This window comes from Streptomyces sp. NPDC051104, from assembly GCF_040682835.1.
Classification (GTDB): domain Bacteria; phylum Actinomycetota; class Actinomycetes; order Streptomycetales; family Streptomycetaceae; genus Streptomyces; species Streptomyces cynarae.
The window spans coordinates 166,140-180,735 of the sequence record NZ_JBFBBS010000001.1; the positions used below are offsets into that span (position 1 = coordinate 166,140).

Here is a 14,596-nt window from a genome sequence, read left to right on the forward strand (position 1 = left end):
TCACGACCGGCCGAGCGTCACCCGGCGGCAGGCTCACCCCGCCTTCGCCCTGCCGCTGCCGCCCCACAGCAGGTCCTCCACGGCCGCATAGGTCGCTCCATGGTCGGCGAGGACCTCGGAGGGGACGCCGGGGCGGGCGGTCAGGGCGAGGACCAGGTGCTCGTCACCGATGTGCCGGTCGCCGTGCGCGAGGGCGGCGCGCAGGGACCGGGTGAGTACGTCCTTGGCGCCGCGGGTGAAGGGGCGGCGCCCGGACCGCCGTACGGCCCCTGCGTGAGTCCCGGCCAGCGCGCCCTGTCCGTGGGCCTCCTCGACCCGGGAGACGATCTCGGTGAGGTCGATGCCGAGCCCGGCCAGAGCGTCCGCGTCGGCGCGGGTGAGCCCGCCGCGACGGCGGGCCTCGGCGAGGTCCCGTTCCACCGCGTCCCGCCGGCCGGTCAACCCGAGCTCCGACAGGGCGAACGCGGCGCGGCCGCGCTCCCTCTCGAGGAGGGCGAGCAGCAGGTGGGCTTCGTCGACGCGGTGGTCACCGGCGCGTTCGCAATGCGCGACGGCGCCGGTGACCACCGCGCGGGCGTCCTGGGTGAACCGCTCGAACATCACTGCCTCCCGTACTTCTTGTGCACGGCCTGCCTGCTGACTCCGAGTTCCGCGGCGATCTCCTGCCACGACCAGCCCTGGTTGCGCGCGCTGCGCACCTGCACCGCCTCCAGCTGCTCCAGCAGCCTGCGCAGCGCGGCGACGGCTCGCAGCCCGACTCGCGGATCGCGGTCGCCTGCGCGTTCGGCGAGATCCGTTGCTTCGGTCATGGTGTCAACATAGGTTGACATGGCGAGGCTTGTCAACCGTGGTTGACGCATCGGTCGCGGAAACGCCCATGGCGAGCTCGGGACGAATCCCGAGCCCGCCATGGGCACGTGGAGGAAAACGCGGTCAGTTGGCCGTCAGTACGATCTTCCCGAACTGGTCTCCGGCTTCCAGACGTTCGAAGCCCTCGCGGGCCCGGTCGAGGGGGAGGACCTCGTCGATGACGGGGCGTACGCCGGTGGCGGCGCAGAAGGAGAGCAGGTCCTCCAGCTCGTCCTTGGAGCCCATGGTGGAGCCGACGACCTTCAGTTCGAGGAAGAAGATGCGGGTGAGTTCGGCGTGGGAGGGCCGGTCGCCGCTGGTCGCGCCCGAGATGACGAGGGTGCCTCCGGGACGCAGGGACTTGACCGAGTGGGACCAGGTGGCGGCACCGACGGTCTCGATGACGGCGTCCACACGCTGTGGCAGCCGGGCCCCGGACTCCAGGGCCTCCACGGCGCCCAGTTCCACGGCCCGCTTGCGCTTGGCCTCGTCCCGGCTGGTGGCGAAGACCCTGAGGCCGGCCGCCTTGCCGAGCACGATCGCGGCGGTCGCGACACCGCCCCCTGCGCCCTGGACGAGGACGGAGTCACCGGGGCGGACGCCGGCGTTGGTGAACAGCATGCGGTAGGCCGTCAGCCAGGCGGTGGGGAGGCAGGCGGCCTCCTCGAAGGAGAGCTCCCTGGGCTTGGGAAGGAGGTTCCAGGTGGGGACGGAGACCTGTTCGGCGAACGTGCCCTGGTAGCGCTCGGTGAGGATGGAGCGGGGCTCGTCGGGGCCGACGCCGTGGCCGGTCTGTCCGATGACGGAGTGGAGAACGACCTCGTTGCCGTCCTCGTCGACGCCGGCCGCGTCGCAGCCGAGGATCATGGGGAGCTTGTCCTCGGAGAGCCCGACGCCCCTGAGGGACCAGAGGTCGTGATGGTTGAGGGAGGCGGCCTTGACGGTCACGGTCGTCCAGCCGGGCCTCCGCTCGGGGGCCGGGCGCTCTCCCAGCTCAAGGCCGGAGAGGGGGTTGTCGCGGTCGATACGGGCGGCGTAGGCAGCGAACATGACCTTGAGATTAGGCTCCGCGCCTGGCGGAGGGAACCGAGACGGGCTGTGACGCGTGTCCCTGCTCCCCGCTTCCCTGCCGCCGCCGGAAAGCCCAGCCGGCGCCCGGCCCCCACCACCGCCGGGCGCCTTGCGGACACCGAGCAGGAAGTCGCGCTTCACACCACGCGGGCGGGCGGGGAGAAGACCCCGCCCGCCCAGCGCACCGTTACCGCCGAGCCACGCCCTCCGCCCGAGCTGCCGCGGCCACCGCCGCCGTCACCGCGGGGGCGACCCGCTCGTCGAACGGCGAGGGAATCACATAGTCGGCAGCCAGATCGTCCCCGACGACCCCCGCCAGCGCCTCCGCCGCCGCGATCTTCATCCCCTCCGTGATGCGGGACGCCCGCACCTGGAGGGCTCCGGCGAAGATGCCGGGGAACGCCAGCACGTTGTTGATCTGGTTCGGGAAGTCGGAGCGGCCCGTCGCCACCACGGACGCGTACTTGTGTGCGACGTCCGGATGCACCTCCGGGTTCGGGTTGGCCATCGCGAAGACGAAGGCACCCTCCGCCATCGACGCCACCGCCTCCTCCGACACGGTGCCGCCGGAGACTCCGATGAAGACGTCGGCGCCCTCCAGGGCGTGCTCGAGCGACCCCGAAAGCCCCGCCTTGTTGGTGAACTCGGCGAGCTCCCGCTTGACCGGCGTCAGATCCTCGCGCTCCCGCGAGACGACTCCCTTGCGGTCGGCGACCGCGACGTCGCCGATCCCCGCCTCGATGAGCATCTTCGCGATGGCGAAGCCCGCCGCGCCGGCGCCGGAGATGACGGCCCGCAGATCGCCGAGCCCCTTCCCGGTCAGCCGCGCCGCGTTCCGCAGGGCGGCCAGCGTCACCACGGCCGTACCGTGCTGGTCGTCGTGGAAGACCGGGATGTCCAGCCGCTCCTGGAGCCGGCGCTCGATCTCGAAGCACCGCGGCGCCGAGATGTCCTCCAGGTTGACGCCTCCGAAGGAGGGCGCGAGCCGGGCCACGGTGTCGATGATCTCGTCCACGTCCGTGCAGTCCAGGGCGATCGGCACCGCGTCCACGCCGCCGAACTGCTTGAACAGGATCGCCTTGCCCTCCATCACCGGGAGGGAGGCCTCGGGGCCGATGTCACCGAGCCCCAGCACCGCCGTGCCGTCGGTCACCACGGCGACGACCGACGACTTCCATGTGTAGTCGTGGACCAGCTCCGGCTGCTCCGCGATGGCCGTGCACACCCGGGCGACGCCGGGCGTGTACGCAAGGGACAGGTCGTCCTTGTCACGGACCGGCACGGTGGCCTGCACGGCCATCTTGCCGCCGCGGTGCAGCGCGAACGCCGGATCGAAGGAATCGTGGGGCTCGGCCCCGCCGTCCTGATCCGCGTTGCTGTCGCTGCGCGAGTTGACGATCTCCGCTGCCACTGTCTCGTACCCCTTAGATCTGCATGGTTTGAGGGTGACCACTCCTGGTTGAGGGGTGGGCGGGCACCGCGTACGACCCAGGTGACTGGTGCGTAAGGGCACATACGCGACGGGCGCGCCGCACACGCGCCCTGAGCCCCGGATGAGGGGTGTAACGCACCTTCTTACCGGACGGATGGTGTCCGGGACGAGTCCATAACGCGAAGGTCACACGCCGGTGAGATGACTCATGGCCGAAAATCTGGACAAGTCCGCTGCACGCCCTCACACGATCACGCGTGGGGCGTGAGACCGACCGCATGGTGAGATGCACCGAAGATCTTCCGGCCGGAAGGAAGGACTCCCGCACAAGGTGCGGCCGAAATCGGCCGTCCGAGGCGGTTCGGGGGTCACCCGTTATCCGATTTTGACATAGCGGGTCACCTGAATGCCGCGGTGCGACTGGCAAGATGCCTCAATCACACGAGGTCGCGACACCCGAAGGTGTGTGTACTCGTCGACCCGTCGGCACAAACCCCATTCCGCCGGAGGAACCACCATGACCGCACGCTCCACCCGTCGTACGACCGCCACGCGCTCCCGAATAGCCGCGGTCGGCGCCCTCGCGGTCGCGGGCACCCTGGTGCTGACCGGCTGCGGCGACCAGACGAAGAGCCAGAACGGCAGCGGCTCGAGCAGCGCCTCGGCCTCGGCTCCGCTGGCCGGCAAGCTCCCCGCCCAGATCCGCCAGGCCGGCGTCATCAAGGTCGGCTCCGACATCGCGTACGCGCCGGTGGAGTTCAAGGACAGCTCCGGCAAGACGGTCGGTCTGGACCCGGATCTCGCGGACGCGATGGGCAAGCAGCTCGGTGTGAAGTTCGAGTTCCAGAACGGCACGTTCGACGCCCTGCTCACGGGCATCCGCTCGAAGCGCTACGACATCGCCATGTCCGCGATGACCGACAACAAGAGCCGCCAGGACGGTGTCGACCCGGGCACCGGCAAGAAGGTCGGCGAAGGCGTCGACTTCGTCGACTACCTGACCGCGGGTGTCTCCATCTACACCCGCAAGGGCGACACCGGTGGCATCTCGACGTGGTCGGACCTGTGTGGCAAGAAATTGGCGGTCGAGCGCGGCACCGTCTCGGAAGACCTCGCCAAGAGCGAGACCAAGAAGTGTCCGAGCGGCAAGAAGATCACCATCGAGGCCTTCGACGACGACCAGCAGGCCCAGACGAGGCTGCGCTCGGGCGGCGCGGACGCGGCGTCCTCCGACTTCCCGGTGGCGGCGTACGCGGTGAAGACCTCGGGTGGCGGCAAGGACTTCCAGATCGTCGGCGACCAGGTCGAAGCGGCTCCGTACGGCATAGCGGTCTCCAAGGAGAACACGCAGCTGCGCGACGCACTGCAGGCCGCGATGAACGCGGTCATCAAGAGCGGCGAGTACGAGAAGATCCTCGAGAAGTGGGGCGCCCAGGACGGTGCCGTGAAGGAGTCCGCCATCAACGGCGGAAAGTGACCGCGCCGCAGCGGCACTGAAAGGCATCATCCGTGACTGTTGACATCGACAAGACGGCGGACCCCCAGGACACCCCCCCGGCCGGAGCGGAGGCCATCAAGGCCATCCCGGTCCGGCACTACGGGCGCTACCTCTCCGCCCTCATCGCGATCGCGCTCCTCGTGGCGATCATCTATGCGTTCGGCCAGGGCAGGATCAACTGGCACGCGGTACCGGACTACTTCTTCGACCACCGCATCATGACGGGCGTGGGCAAGACCCTCTTGCTGACCGTCCTGTCCATGCTGATCGGCATCGTGGGCGGCATCATCCTCGCGGTGATGCGCCTGTCGAAGAACCCGGTGACCTCGTCCGTCGCCTGGTTCTACATCTGGTTCTTCCGCGGCACCCCGGTCCTGGTCCAGCTGTTCCTCTGGTTCAACCTGGGCCTGGTCTTCGAGTACATCAACCTCATGCCGTTCTACAAGGACTACTGGTCGAACTTCATGACGCCGCTGCTGACGGCGCTGCTCGGCCTCGGTCTGAACGAAGCGGCGTACATGGCGGAGATCTGCCGGGCAGGCCTGCTCGCCGTCGACGAGGGGCAGACCGAGGCGGCGCACGCGCTGGGCATGAGCCACGGCAAGACGCTGCGCCGGATCATCATCCCGCAGGCGATGCGTGTGATCGTGCCGCCGACGGGCAACGAAGTGATCAACATGCTGAAGACGACCTCGCTCGTAGCGGCCGTCCAGTTCCCCGAGCTCTTCCGCTATGCCCAGGACATCGGCCAGACGTCCGGCGCCCCGGTGGAGATGTACTTCCTCGCTGCCGCCTGGTACCTGATCATGACCTCGGTCCTGAGCGTCGGACAGTACTACATCGAGCGGTACTACGCCCGCGGCTCCAGCCGCCAGCTGCCGCCTACGCCGTGGCAGAAGGTGAAGGCCAACATGCTGTCCATAGGCCGCCCGAAGGGGGGCATGGCATGACCGAGAAGCTCACCAGGGCCGACGCCGTCCCCGCCCACGGGAAGCCGTCCGTGCCGATGGTCAAGGCCGAGGGTGTCCACAAGTCGTTCGGTCAGGTGGAGGTCCTCAGGGGCATCGACCTCGAGGTGAAGGCCGGCGAGGTGTTCTGCCTCATCGGTCCCTCCGGTTCCGGCAAGTCGACCTTCCTGCGGTGCATCAACCACCTGGAGAAGATCAACGCCGGGCGGCTGTACGTGGACGGCGAGCTGGTCGGCTACCGGCAGCAGGGCGACAAGCTGTACGAGCTGCGCGACCGCGAGGTGGCGATGAAGCGCCGGGACATCGGCATGGTCTTCCAGCGCTTCAACCTGTTCCCGCACATGACCGCCTTGGAAAACGTCATCGAGGCGCCGGTGCAGGTCAAGGGCGTGAACAAGGCGGAGGCCAGGGAGCGCGCCATGCAGCTCCTGGACCGGGTCGGGCTGGCCGACCGGGCCGGGCATTACCCCTCGCAGCTCTCCGGCGGCCAGCAGCAGCGCGTGGCGATCGCCCGCGCGCTCGCGATGGACCCCAAGCTGATGCTGTTCGACGAGCCGACCTCGGCCCTCGACCCGGAGCTGGTCGGCGACGTCCTGGACGTCATGCGGGACCTCGCCGAGTCCGGTATGACGATGGTCGTCGTCACCCACGAGATGGGCTTCGCCCGCGAGGTGGGCGACTCGCTCGTCTTCATGGACGACGGCGTGGTGGTCGAGTCCGGCGACCCCCGGGAGGTGCTGACGAACCCGCAGCACGAGCGGACGCAGGCATTCCTGTCGAAGGTCCTCTGAGGGATTTGCCTTCGGTCGATGCCGCCCACCCGGGAAGGGGGGCGGCATCGACCGTTCCCGATCAGTGCAGGTTCAGCCAAGGGCTGCGCGGCGACAGGTTGCCCTCCGTGTTCAGGCCCTTCATCTGCACGAAGGTCGTGAACTGTCCCTTGCCCTTGAAGTCATTGCCCAGGTAGCGCTTGTTGACCACCTTCCCCTTCGGGCAGGGGTAGGACTTCTGGGACACGACCTTCTCGCCCGTGGTCAGGACCCTGATCAGGATCGTGCAATTCGCGTGGTTCTTGCCCATGGAGACGATCGCGCTCGGCTGCCCCACGCCCTGGGACTTCTTGCTGATGCACGACTTCCAGATGACCACGGTGTCGTCGTTGAGGTAGGTGTCCACGTTCGAATAGGAGTAGCACCCCCCGTTACCGGACTCGGCGTACGCCGACGGGGCCGTGGTCAGCCCGGCGAACGCGACGATCGCGCACGTGGCCGCGGCCAGACTGGTCGTCTTCTTGAGTTGCACGACAAACCTTCCACCCGTTTTTGGAGGCGGTGCGGGGACCGCCCTTCGGGTGAAGATCATTCAGGTCTCTCAGTCATCTGCGCACGTGAGAAAGTGAACGCGGGTTCTCCGGAGGGAGGACGACTCCACCGAGGCCACGCGTGCCCGCCTACTTGAGTGCCAGCAGCAGCGTGTCCGACGGGGAGCACCACACCGGGCGGGCCTCGGCGAAGCCTTTCTCGCGGAGTACGCGCGCGTGCCACGCCGCGGAGGGCATGTCGCCGTCGGCGTGGACGCCGTAGATCTCGAAGCGGCGGGCGGTGGGGGCGGCGAGGACGGGGTCCTTGGCGGCCAACGCCCACCACTCGGCCCAGTCGAGGGCGCCGTCGCGCATGCCCTGATCCATGCGGGCGTGCCGCTGGGCGCTTTCGGCCGCGTTGATCCGGGGCGTGGTGTCGTCGATCATGTGGTCGGCGTTCATGAAGACGCCGCCGTGACGGACGAGTTCCGCGATCCGACCGCAGAGGGCCTCGAGGGGCTCGTCGCGCAGCCAGTGGAGAGCCGTGGCGGTGAGGACGGCGTCGTACGCGTCGTACGGCAGGCGCGCCGGCCAGTCGGGGTCCTTGAGGTCGGCCTCGACGAACGTGACGCGGTCGTCGCCCTCGAACGTGCCGCGCGCGATGGTGAGCAGGGCCGGGTCGAGGTCGACACCGGTGCTGGTGACCTTCGGGAAGCGGGCGAGGAGCCGGGCGGTGATGCTGCCGGTGCCGCACGCGAGGTCGAGCACGCGGGGTTCGGTGCCCACGAACGCCTCGACCATGTCGAGCATGATCCGGAAGCGTTCCTCGCGGTCGGGCATGTACCACTCCTGCTGACGGTCCCAGCTCTCCTGCCATGCCTGCCAGTCGGTGCCCGTCGTGCATCCGGTCGTCGTGTCCATGGGAAGCCCCCTTCTTCACAGAACCGCGTAATACCCTGGACGCAGGGTCATCTGTTACGCATCGCACGCACGACGATAGAGCGCCTTCGTAAGGACTACAAGTGGAACTGGTCTATTACTCCGACTACGCCGTACGTCTCGTGAACAGCGAGGAACCGGCCCGGGGCAAGGACTCGCTGACCTCGGTGGAGGCCGTCCGCGACCTCTTCGGGGGCAACCATTCGGCGGCCCGCCGTGCCACCGACGCCGATGTGACCCGCTTCCGCTCGGTCCGGGCCCGACTGCGCTCGGTCTTCGAGGCGGCGGACCGGGGCGACGAGACGCTCGCCGTGGACCTGCTGAACTCCCTGCTCCTCGAATTCCCGGTGAGCCCGCAGATCTCCGGGCACGACCACCGGGACGACGACGGCCGCCCCCTGTGGCACATGCACCTCGCGGACCACCCGTCGAACGCGACCGCGGGCTACGCGGCCATCGCCGCGATGGGGCTCGCCTTCCACCTCACCGAGTACGGCGTGGACCGCCTGGGCCTGTGCGAGGCGGCCCCCTGCCGCAACGCCTACCTCGACACCTCGACGAACCGCTCCCGGCGCTACTGCTCGGACCGCTGTGCGACGCGCGCGAACGTGGCCGCCTACCGGGCCCGCAAGCGCCTGGAGGCGGACCGGTCGGAGAGCACGGGCCGGGCGGCGGAGAACGCCCAGCGCAGCAGCGCGAAGGCCGAGCGCTGACCGTCCCTGAGCGGGCGGTAACGGAACCACACCTTCCCGAGGACCAGTTCCTCGGGGACGGTGCCGTAGTCGGTGCTGTCCCCACCCGCGTACGGATTGTCGCCGAGCACCCACCAGCCGCCCTCGCGCAGCTCCACGGCACGCTTGACGACCAGCAGGTCCTGCTGGAAGGGGTGGCGCAGCACGATGACGTCACCGGGCCGCACCCGGGCCCCGTACTGCAGGAGCAGCCGGTCCCCGTGCTGGAGCGTGGGCACCATGGACGGCCCTGTGACCTCCGCCACCCCCAGCGGCAGCAACGCCCTCGTGCGCTCGGTCTCCTGTGACAGCTCCGGCATCATCCGGCACCTCCCCGGTCCGATCCTCCACCAGTCCCAGTCTCACCCTGGACTTTTGGCGTAAGCCTCTGGGGGCACTCGCCAAAACCGGTCCCCTACGGAGTAATGTCCCACCTGAGACGACGATCACGAGGAAGGACAGCTTCATGCTCTCCCGCCTGTTTGCCCCGAAGGTCAAGGTCAGCGCCCACTGCGACCTCCCCTGTGGTGTCTACGACCCGGCCCAGGCCCGCATCGAGGCGGAGTCGGTGAAGGCCATCCAGGAGAAGATGGCCGCCAACGACGACCCGCACTTCCAGACGCGCGCCACCACCATCAAGGAGCAGCGTGCCGAGCTCGCCAAGCACCACGTGTCGGTGCTGTGGAGCGACTACTTCAAGGCCCCGCACTTCGAGAAGTACCCCGAGCTGCACCAACTGGTCAACGACACCCTGAAGGCCCTCTCGGCCGCCAAGGGCTCGACGGACCCGGCGACGGGCCAGAAGGCGCTGGACTACATCGCCCAGATCGACAAGATCTTCTGGGAGACCAAGAAGGCCTGATCTTTGATCATGCCCTCTGACCTGCGATTATGTGGGTTTCAGTGTCTCCCTGTCCGCACCCGGTCCGCAGGCCGCCGAGCACGGCGTCCATGACGGTCCGGGTGCGGTCTTCTTCGCCCGGCCACAGATGGGCGTAGATCCGCAGCGTGATGACGGCGCACGCGTGGGCGGTTCCGGTCCGTCTTCCAGCGGCGGTGGCTGAGGGGCGAGGTGTGTCAAGAGGCGCCCCGCACGGCGTGTCCGCGACCTTGAGCAGCGACTGGCCGACCAGGTACTCCAACTCGTCGCTCTCACTGAGGAGTTGCTCGGCGGCGTCCGCGGTGAAGCCGTCCGGGAAGACGGACAGGGCGCGCAGGGCGCGCTGCCCGGCCGGATCGAGCAGGTGCCAGCTCCAGTCGACGACGGCGAGCAGGGTGCGGTGCCGTTCGGGCGCGCGCGCCGCCCGCAGCGCCGAGACCGGGTCGCCGGGGGCGTGGGCGCCCGGGCGGTGCGTCCCAGTGGGCGAGCCCGGCCTCCGCGTGGGCGAGGGCGGCGATGTGGTCGCCGTCCCGTGCGGCGCGGGCGGTCCGGGTGGCGGCGAACAGGACGGCGGAGGTGTCGACGGCCTCGGCGTCCAGGGTGAGCCGGTAGCCGGTGGCGGCGGTGGTGTCGTGGCCGAGCTGGGAGCGGGCCCGGGAGACCAGGACCTGGAGGGCCTTGGTGGGGTTCTCGGGCTGTTCGTCGGGACACAGTCCGTCCACCAGCCGGGCGGTGCTGCACCCGGCGCGCTGCTCGTCGGCGAGCAGCGCGAGCAGTCCGCGCAGCCGGGGCCCGCTGATCTCCCGGTCGCGACAGGACACCCGCGAGGAAGGTCAGCTCGGTCGTCACCCGAGCAGGTCAGAGGCGCCTCGTGGATCTTGCGGCTCCCTTTGCCGGAGCACGGGGGCCGCTCCTGCCAGGGTCCGCTGTCAGTGGCCCGTGCGATGCTGACGGCGTGGATGTGGAGGACCTGGTCCGGCTGCGGCGGGCGCGCGACCGCATGGACCGTGAGTACGCCGAACCGCTGGACATACCGGCGCTGGCGCGCACCGCGCTGATGTCGCCGGGGCACTTCCAGCGCAGCTTCCGCGAGGCCTACGGGGAGACGCCGTACAGCTACCTCATGACCCGCCGTATCGAGCGGGCCAAGGCGCTGCTGCGATGCGGCGACCTGACCGTGACGGAGGTCTGCATCGCCGTGGGCTGCACCTCGCTGGGATCCTTCAGTTCACGGTTCACGGAACTGGTCGGCGAGCCCCCGAGCGCCTACCGGGCGCGGTCGCACGAGCAGGGGGCGGCGATACCGCCGTGCGTGGCGAAGGGACTGACGCGCCCCCGCCGGGGGCGGCCGGGCGACACGCGGACAGATCCCCGCGAGCAGCTATAGCGCTCTAGCCTGGCCTCATGGACGTGAAACTCTCCCAGTGCTTCATCGCCGTCGACGACCATGACAAGGCGCTCGCCTTCTACCGGGACGTCCTCGGCCTGGAGGTGCGCAACGACGTCGGTTTCGAGGGCATGCGCTGGGTGACGGTCGGCTCCCCGCTCCAGCCGGACGTGGAGATCGTCCTGGAGCCCCCGGCGGCGAACCCGGACGCCTCCCCCGCCGACCGCCGTGTGATGGCGGAACTGCTCGCCAAGGGTCTTCTGCGCGGTGTCATCTTCTCCACCGATGACTGCGACGCCCTCTTCGCCCGCGTCCAGGCGTCCGGCGCGGAGGTCCTCCAGGAGCCCATGGACCAGCCGTACGGCGTGCGGGACTGCGCCTTCCGCGACCCGGCGGGCAACCTGCTGCGCTTCAACGAGCGCCGCGCCGCCTGACCCACGGGAAACTCGTTTGCGCGACCGGACGGCGCGGGGAGACGGTACGAACCCGTGAACCGTCTGCCAGGGAGACCGCATGCCCCTCATGAGCGAACCGATCCGCTGGACGTACGTCTTCGTCGACCGGCCCGCCGAGGAGTTCGGCCGGGCCTGCGACTTCTGGACCGCCGTCACCGGCACCAAGTCGTCCGAACCGCGGGGCGACGACGGTGAGTTCGTCACGCTGGTGCCGGATGCGGGCGACGCCTGTGTGAAGGCCCAGGCGGTACGAGCGGGCGGCGGCGCCCATCTCGATCTCGCCGTCGGCCACGTGCCCGCGCTCGTCGCGGCAGCGCGACGGCTGGGCGCGCACCTGGTCTCCGACCATCCCGGCTGGGCGGTCCTCCGCTCCCCCGGGGGCGTGCTGTTCTGCGCGGTGCCCTGGCACGGCGAGTCGGCGCGACCGCCGGCCGTCGAGGGCCCCGGGGGCGCGGCGACGCGCCTCGACCAGGTGTGCCTCGACCTCGCCCCGGCCGTGTTCGACGCCGAGGTGGCCTTCTGGACCGAGCTCACCGGCTGGGAGTCCTCCCCCGGCTCGCTCCCGGAGTTCCACGTGGTCAGGCCGCCCGCGGGCCTACCCGTCCGTATCCTGCTGCAACGCCTCGGCACCGACCGCCCCGCCTCGGCCCACCTGGACCTCGCGTGCACGGACATCCAGGCGACCCGGGCCTGGCACGAGCGCCTCGGCGCCACACACGTCGCCGACGGTACCCACTGGACCGTGATGACCGACCCGGCGGGCGGCACCTACTGCCTGACGGGCCGCGACCCCTGGACGGGCGGCCTGCCGGACTAGCGGTCTCTCCTGGTGCGTTCGCCGTGCGGTTTCGGCTGCGTCTCCTCGGGTTGTCGGGACGCATACGCCGGGCACTGCGGATTCCGGCAGGGGCCGGGGCGCCATACGGGGACGACGGCGCCCAGCGTCTTGTGGCGCCGTACGACGACGGTGGCGACGGGCTGCCCGCAGGCCGGGCAGACGGGGTCCTGGCTGCCCATGCCTCCAGCCTAGGCCGGGTCGGGGGGCGTGCGCCCGCCCGCCGTCGACCGCGTCGCCAGGTTCAGCGGCTTTTCAGCGCGGCTCGCGCCACATCGGCCACATCCGCGGGCCGTCCGGGAGGTCCAGGGTGCGTCCGGTGAAGGCGAAACCGAGGCGTTCGTACAGCCGGGTGCTGCGGGCGCTGCTCGCCTCCAGATAGGCGGGCCGGCCCTCGCTGTCGCAGCGGTCGAGGACGTGCTGGATGAGCGCGGTGCCCAGGCCCTGGCCCTGGTGTCCGGGGGCCACGCCGATCATCCACAGGTACTCGTGAGCGCGGTCCGCGGGGTGCGCCTCGGCCATCAGCCGGGCGATCCGTTCCACGCGCTCGTTCTCCGGGTCGACGGCCTCGCGCAGCCGCACCCCGTCGTCCCCCTCCTCGGCCTCCGCCCCGTCCGTGCCTCCCTGCGCCGAGTGGTCGCCCGCGGGTATGGACAGCCACAGCGCGCACGCCGTGCCGTCCTCGGTCACGTCGATGCGTCCCTCGGCGAGCACGACGTCGGTGAACGCGGCCATCAGCCGGTGGTGCGTCCTGCGGCGGTACTCCTCGCCGGGGAAGACCCAGCTGCTGACCGGGTCGTTCTGGAACGCCTCGTCCAACAGCCGGACGACCAGCTCCTGGTCGCCTCGGTCAGCCGCCCGAATGGCCACGCCCATCAACCCACCCCTTCACGTCAACTCCCCCTTGTATGTACGGAAGTTGTAGCCTAGCCGGAACTCGGTCGGCCGGGGCGACGCGGGTGGGAAGGGGCGGGCCCCCGCACATCGTGGGGAGGTGCGGAGGGCCGCCCCGGGCCGGAGTCTCCGGGACCGCGCGGGGTCAGGAGCCGCGCGGGCCCGGGTCTCCGGGGTCCAGCGGTGGTGCCGGTCAGGTGCTGCGCCGGGTGACGAACTCGGCCAGCGCCAGCAGATCACCCGCCGCGTCCGGGTCGGGAACCGCGCGGGACAGCTCCTGCATCGCCCGGCCCATCCGGTCGGCCGCCTGCGACTGCGCCCAGTCACGACCGCCCGCCCGCTCGACGGCGAGCACGGTGCGTTCCAACTCCCCTTCCTGATACGGCCCCTCGTACAGCTCCGCGAGGTCGGCCGCCGCCGGTGTACCGGAGGCGAGCGCGGCGACCACGGGCAGCGACTTCTTGCGGGCCATGAGGTCCGCGCCGGCCGGCTTGCCGGTGCGGCTGGGATCGCCCCAGATGCCGATCACGTCGTCGATGAGCTGGAAGGCGAGCCCCGCCTCACGGCCGAACGCGTCCAGCGCCTCCACGTCCGCCGCGTCCGCTCCCGCGTACAGCGCGCCGAGCGCGCAGGCACAGCCGAGCAGGGCGCCCGTCTTCGCCTCGGCCATGGCGAGCACCTCCGCGAGGGTGACCTCGTGGGGGCCGCGCCGCTCCATGGCCGTGTCCGCGTGCTGCCCGGCGCACAGCTCGACGACGCAGGCCGCGAGCCGGGCGGCGGCCGCGCCCGACGCCGGGTGCGGGTCCTCGGCGAGCAGCCGCAGGGCCAGCGCCTTGCAGGGCGTCTCCCGCGAGGATCGCGTCGGCGTCACCGAACACGGTCCACGCGGTGGGGCGGTGCCTGCGGGTGGTGTCCCGGTCCATCACATCGTCGTGCAGCAGCGTGAAGTTGTGGACGAGTTCCACCGCGGCGGCGGCCCCTACGGCGGCCGACTCCTGCCCGCCCAGTGCCCGGACGGCGGTCAGCACGAGCGTGGGTCGTATCGCCTTGCCCGCGTTGCCGGTCGCCGGGGTGCCGTCCGCGTGCTCCCAGCCGAAGTGGTAGCGCGCGATCCGGCGCATCGAGCCGGGCAGTGAGTCGACGGCCCGGCGCAGCTCCGGGTCGACCGTGGCGCGGGCACGCTCCAGGATCGCCGCGGCCTCGTGTCCGTCGGGCGGTGCCGGCCGGCCGGGGATCGGGTCACGCCGCCTCGGGATACCGGCCGGGCCGCGCCGCGCGAGGGCCGGGCCCCGCTTCGGCTCCGTCATGAACTCACTCATGGAACCGCCTCGTTGAGTCTGCGGACGGTGACGCTTCC

Annotated in this window: 17 protein-coding genes and 3 pseudogenes; 8 read left to right on the plus strand and 12 right to left on the minus strand. The window is 70.4% G+C overall.

What is annotated here, in order from left to right; all coding sequences use genetic code 11:
* Positions 1-33: 33 nt before the first annotated feature.
* The 4 genes from AB0N14_RS00835 to AB0N14_RS00850 all read right to left on the minus strand — a co-directional run bounded on the left by AB0N14_RS00835 (position 34) and on the right by AB0N14_RS00850 (position 3,331).
* On the minus strand, positions 34-600 hold the full coding sequence (locus tag AB0N14_RS00835; protein ID WP_366023600.1) for a Clp protease N-terminal domain-containing protein: 567 nt from the start codon (positions 598-600) through the stop codon (positions 34-36).
* On the minus strand, positions 600-809 hold the full coding sequence (locus AB0N14_RS00840; protein WP_018571396.1) for an HTH domain-containing protein: 210 nt from the start codon (positions 807-809) through the stop codon (positions 600-602). Before AB0N14_RS00840 ends, AB0N14_RS00835 begins: the two co-directional genes overlap by 1 nt.
* Positions 810-933: 124 nt before the next feature.
* On the minus strand, positions 934-1,899 hold the full coding sequence (locus AB0N14_RS00845; protein WP_366023601.1) for a zinc-binding dehydrogenase: 966 nt from the start codon (positions 1,897-1,899) through the stop codon (positions 934-936).
* Between the two features lie 208 nt (positions 1,900-2,107).
* The gene (locus AB0N14_RS00850) at positions 2,108-3,331 is read right to left on the minus strand and encodes an NADP-dependent malic enzyme (protein ID WP_366023602.1); all 1,224 of its coding nucleotides are present in this window, start codon (positions 3,329-3,331) and stop codon (positions 2,108-2,110) included.
* A 538-nt stretch (positions 3,332-3,869) separates the two neighbouring features.
* On the opposite strand from AB0N14_RS00850, the gene AB0N14_RS00855 reads away from it, so the two are divergent.
* The 3 genes from AB0N14_RS00855 to AB0N14_RS00865 are packed head-to-tail and all read left to right on the plus strand — an operon-like array spanning position 3,870 to position 6,609.
* The gene (locus AB0N14_RS00855) at positions 3,870-4,829 is read left to right on the plus strand and encodes an ABC transporter substrate-binding protein (RefSeq protein WP_366023603.1); all 960 of its coding nucleotides are present in this window, start codon (positions 3,870-3,872) and stop codon (positions 4,827-4,829) included.
* 32 nt (positions 4,830-4,861) lie between these two features.
* Positions 4,862-5,800, plus strand: a complete 939-nt coding sequence (locus AB0N14_RS00860) for an amino acid ABC transporter permease (protein WP_366023604.1) — start codon at positions 4,862-4,864, stop codon at positions 5,798-5,800.
* Positions 5,801-5,856: 56 nt separating this feature from the next.
* Positions 5,857-6,609 (plus strand): amino acid ABC transporter ATP-binding protein, encoded by a 753-nt coding sequence (locus tag AB0N14_RS00865; RefSeq protein WP_366024221.1) that lies wholly within the window; start codon positions 5,857-5,859, stop codon positions 6,607-6,609.
* 61 nt (positions 6,610-6,670) lie between these two features.
* Here AB0N14_RS00865 and AB0N14_RS00870 read toward each other — a convergent pair whose 3' ends face one another.
* Together AB0N14_RS00870 and AB0N14_RS00875 are read right to left on the minus strand one after the other, a co-directional pair.
* Complete coding sequence (locus tag AB0N14_RS00870) at positions 6,671-7,120, minus strand: hypothetical protein (RefSeq protein ID WP_366023605.1); 450 nt, start codon at positions 7,118-7,120, stop codon at positions 6,671-6,673.
* A 148-nt stretch (positions 7,121-7,268) separates the two neighbouring features.
* Positions 7,269-8,039, minus strand: a complete 771-nt coding sequence (locus tag AB0N14_RS00875) for a class I SAM-dependent methyltransferase (protein ID WP_366023606.1) — start codon at positions 8,037-8,039, stop codon at positions 7,269-7,271.
* Between the two features lie 101 nt (positions 8,040-8,140).
* Between AB0N14_RS00875 and AB0N14_RS00880 the strand changes: the two genes are divergently transcribed.
* Entirely contained in the window at positions 8,141-8,770 is a 630-nt protein-coding gene (locus tag AB0N14_RS00880) for a CGNR zinc finger domain-containing protein (RefSeq protein WP_366023607.1), read from the plus strand.
* Here AB0N14_RS00880 and sodX read toward each other — a convergent pair.
* Positions 8,674-9,108 carry a nickel-type superoxide dismutase maturation protease gene (gene sodX, locus AB0N14_RS00885; RefSeq protein ID WP_366024222.1) on the minus strand — a complete coding sequence of 145 codons (435 nt, stop codon included), beginning with the start codon at positions 9,106-9,108 and terminating at the stop codon, positions 8,674-8,676. The genes AB0N14_RS00880 and sodX overlap by 97 nt on opposite strands.
* A 146-nt stretch (positions 9,109-9,254) precedes the next feature.
* Here sodX and sodN point away from each other — a divergent pair, with 146 nt between their 5' ends.
* Positions 9,255-9,650 (plus strand): superoxide dismutase, Ni, encoded by a 396-nt coding sequence (gene sodN, locus AB0N14_RS00890; RefSeq protein WP_366023608.1) that lies wholly within the window; start codon positions 9,255-9,257, stop codon positions 9,648-9,650.
* 7 nt (positions 9,651-9,657) lie between these two features.
* On the opposite strand, the pseudogene AB0N14_RS00895 reads toward sodN, so the two are convergent.
* Positions 9,658-9,816 (minus strand): annotated as a pseudogene (locus AB0N14_RS00895) (site-specific integrase); the annotation flags it as partial.
* 325 nt (positions 9,817-10,141) lie between these two features.
* A pseudogene (locus AB0N14_RS00900) lies at positions 10,142-10,517 on the minus strand (AfsR/SARP family transcriptional regulator); the annotation flags it as partial.
* 106 nt (positions 10,518-10,623) lie between these two features.
* Between AB0N14_RS00900 and AB0N14_RS00905 the strand changes: the two are divergent.
* The 3 genes from AB0N14_RS00905 to AB0N14_RS00915 all read left to right on the plus strand — a co-directional run bounded on the left by AB0N14_RS00905 (position 10,624) and on the right by AB0N14_RS00915 (position 12,327).
* Positions 10,624-11,055 carry a helix-turn-helix transcriptional regulator gene (locus tag AB0N14_RS00905; protein WP_366023609.1) on the plus strand — a complete coding sequence of 144 codons (432 nt, stop codon included), beginning with the start codon at positions 10,624-10,626 and terminating at the stop codon, positions 11,053-11,055.
* A 17-nt stretch (positions 11,056-11,072) separates the two neighbouring features.
* Entirely contained in the window at positions 11,073-11,489 is a 417-nt protein-coding gene (locus AB0N14_RS00910; RefSeq protein ID WP_366023610.1) for a VOC family protein, read from the plus strand.
* An 88-nt stretch (positions 11,490-11,577) separates the two neighbouring features.
* Positions 11,578-12,327, plus strand: coding sequence for a VOC family protein (locus tag AB0N14_RS00915; protein ID WP_366023611.1), 750 nt, complete (start codon positions 11,578-11,580; stop codon positions 12,325-12,327).
* Here the strand turns inward: AB0N14_RS00915 and AB0N14_RS00920 are convergent.
* The 3 genes and pseudogenes from AB0N14_RS00920 to AB0N14_RS00930 all read right to left on the minus strand — a co-directional run bounded on the left by AB0N14_RS00920 (position 12,324) and on the right by AB0N14_RS00930 (position 14,558).
* On the minus strand, positions 12,324-12,527 hold the full coding sequence (locus AB0N14_RS00920; protein WP_366023612.1) for a hypothetical protein: 204 nt from the start codon (positions 12,525-12,527) through the stop codon (positions 12,324-12,326). The two genes, AB0N14_RS00915 and AB0N14_RS00920, sit on opposite strands and share 4 nt — an antisense overlap.
* A gap of 73 nt (positions 12,528-12,600) precedes the next feature.
* Entirely contained in the window at positions 12,601-13,221 is a 621-nt protein-coding gene (locus AB0N14_RS00925; protein WP_366023613.1) for a GNAT family N-acetyltransferase, read from the minus strand.
* Between the two features lie 211 nt (positions 13,222-13,432).
* Positions 13,433-14,558, minus strand: a pseudogene (locus AB0N14_RS00930) (family 2 encapsulin nanocompartment cargo protein polyprenyl transferase).
* Between the last annotated feature and the right edge of the window lie 38 nt (positions 14,559-14,596).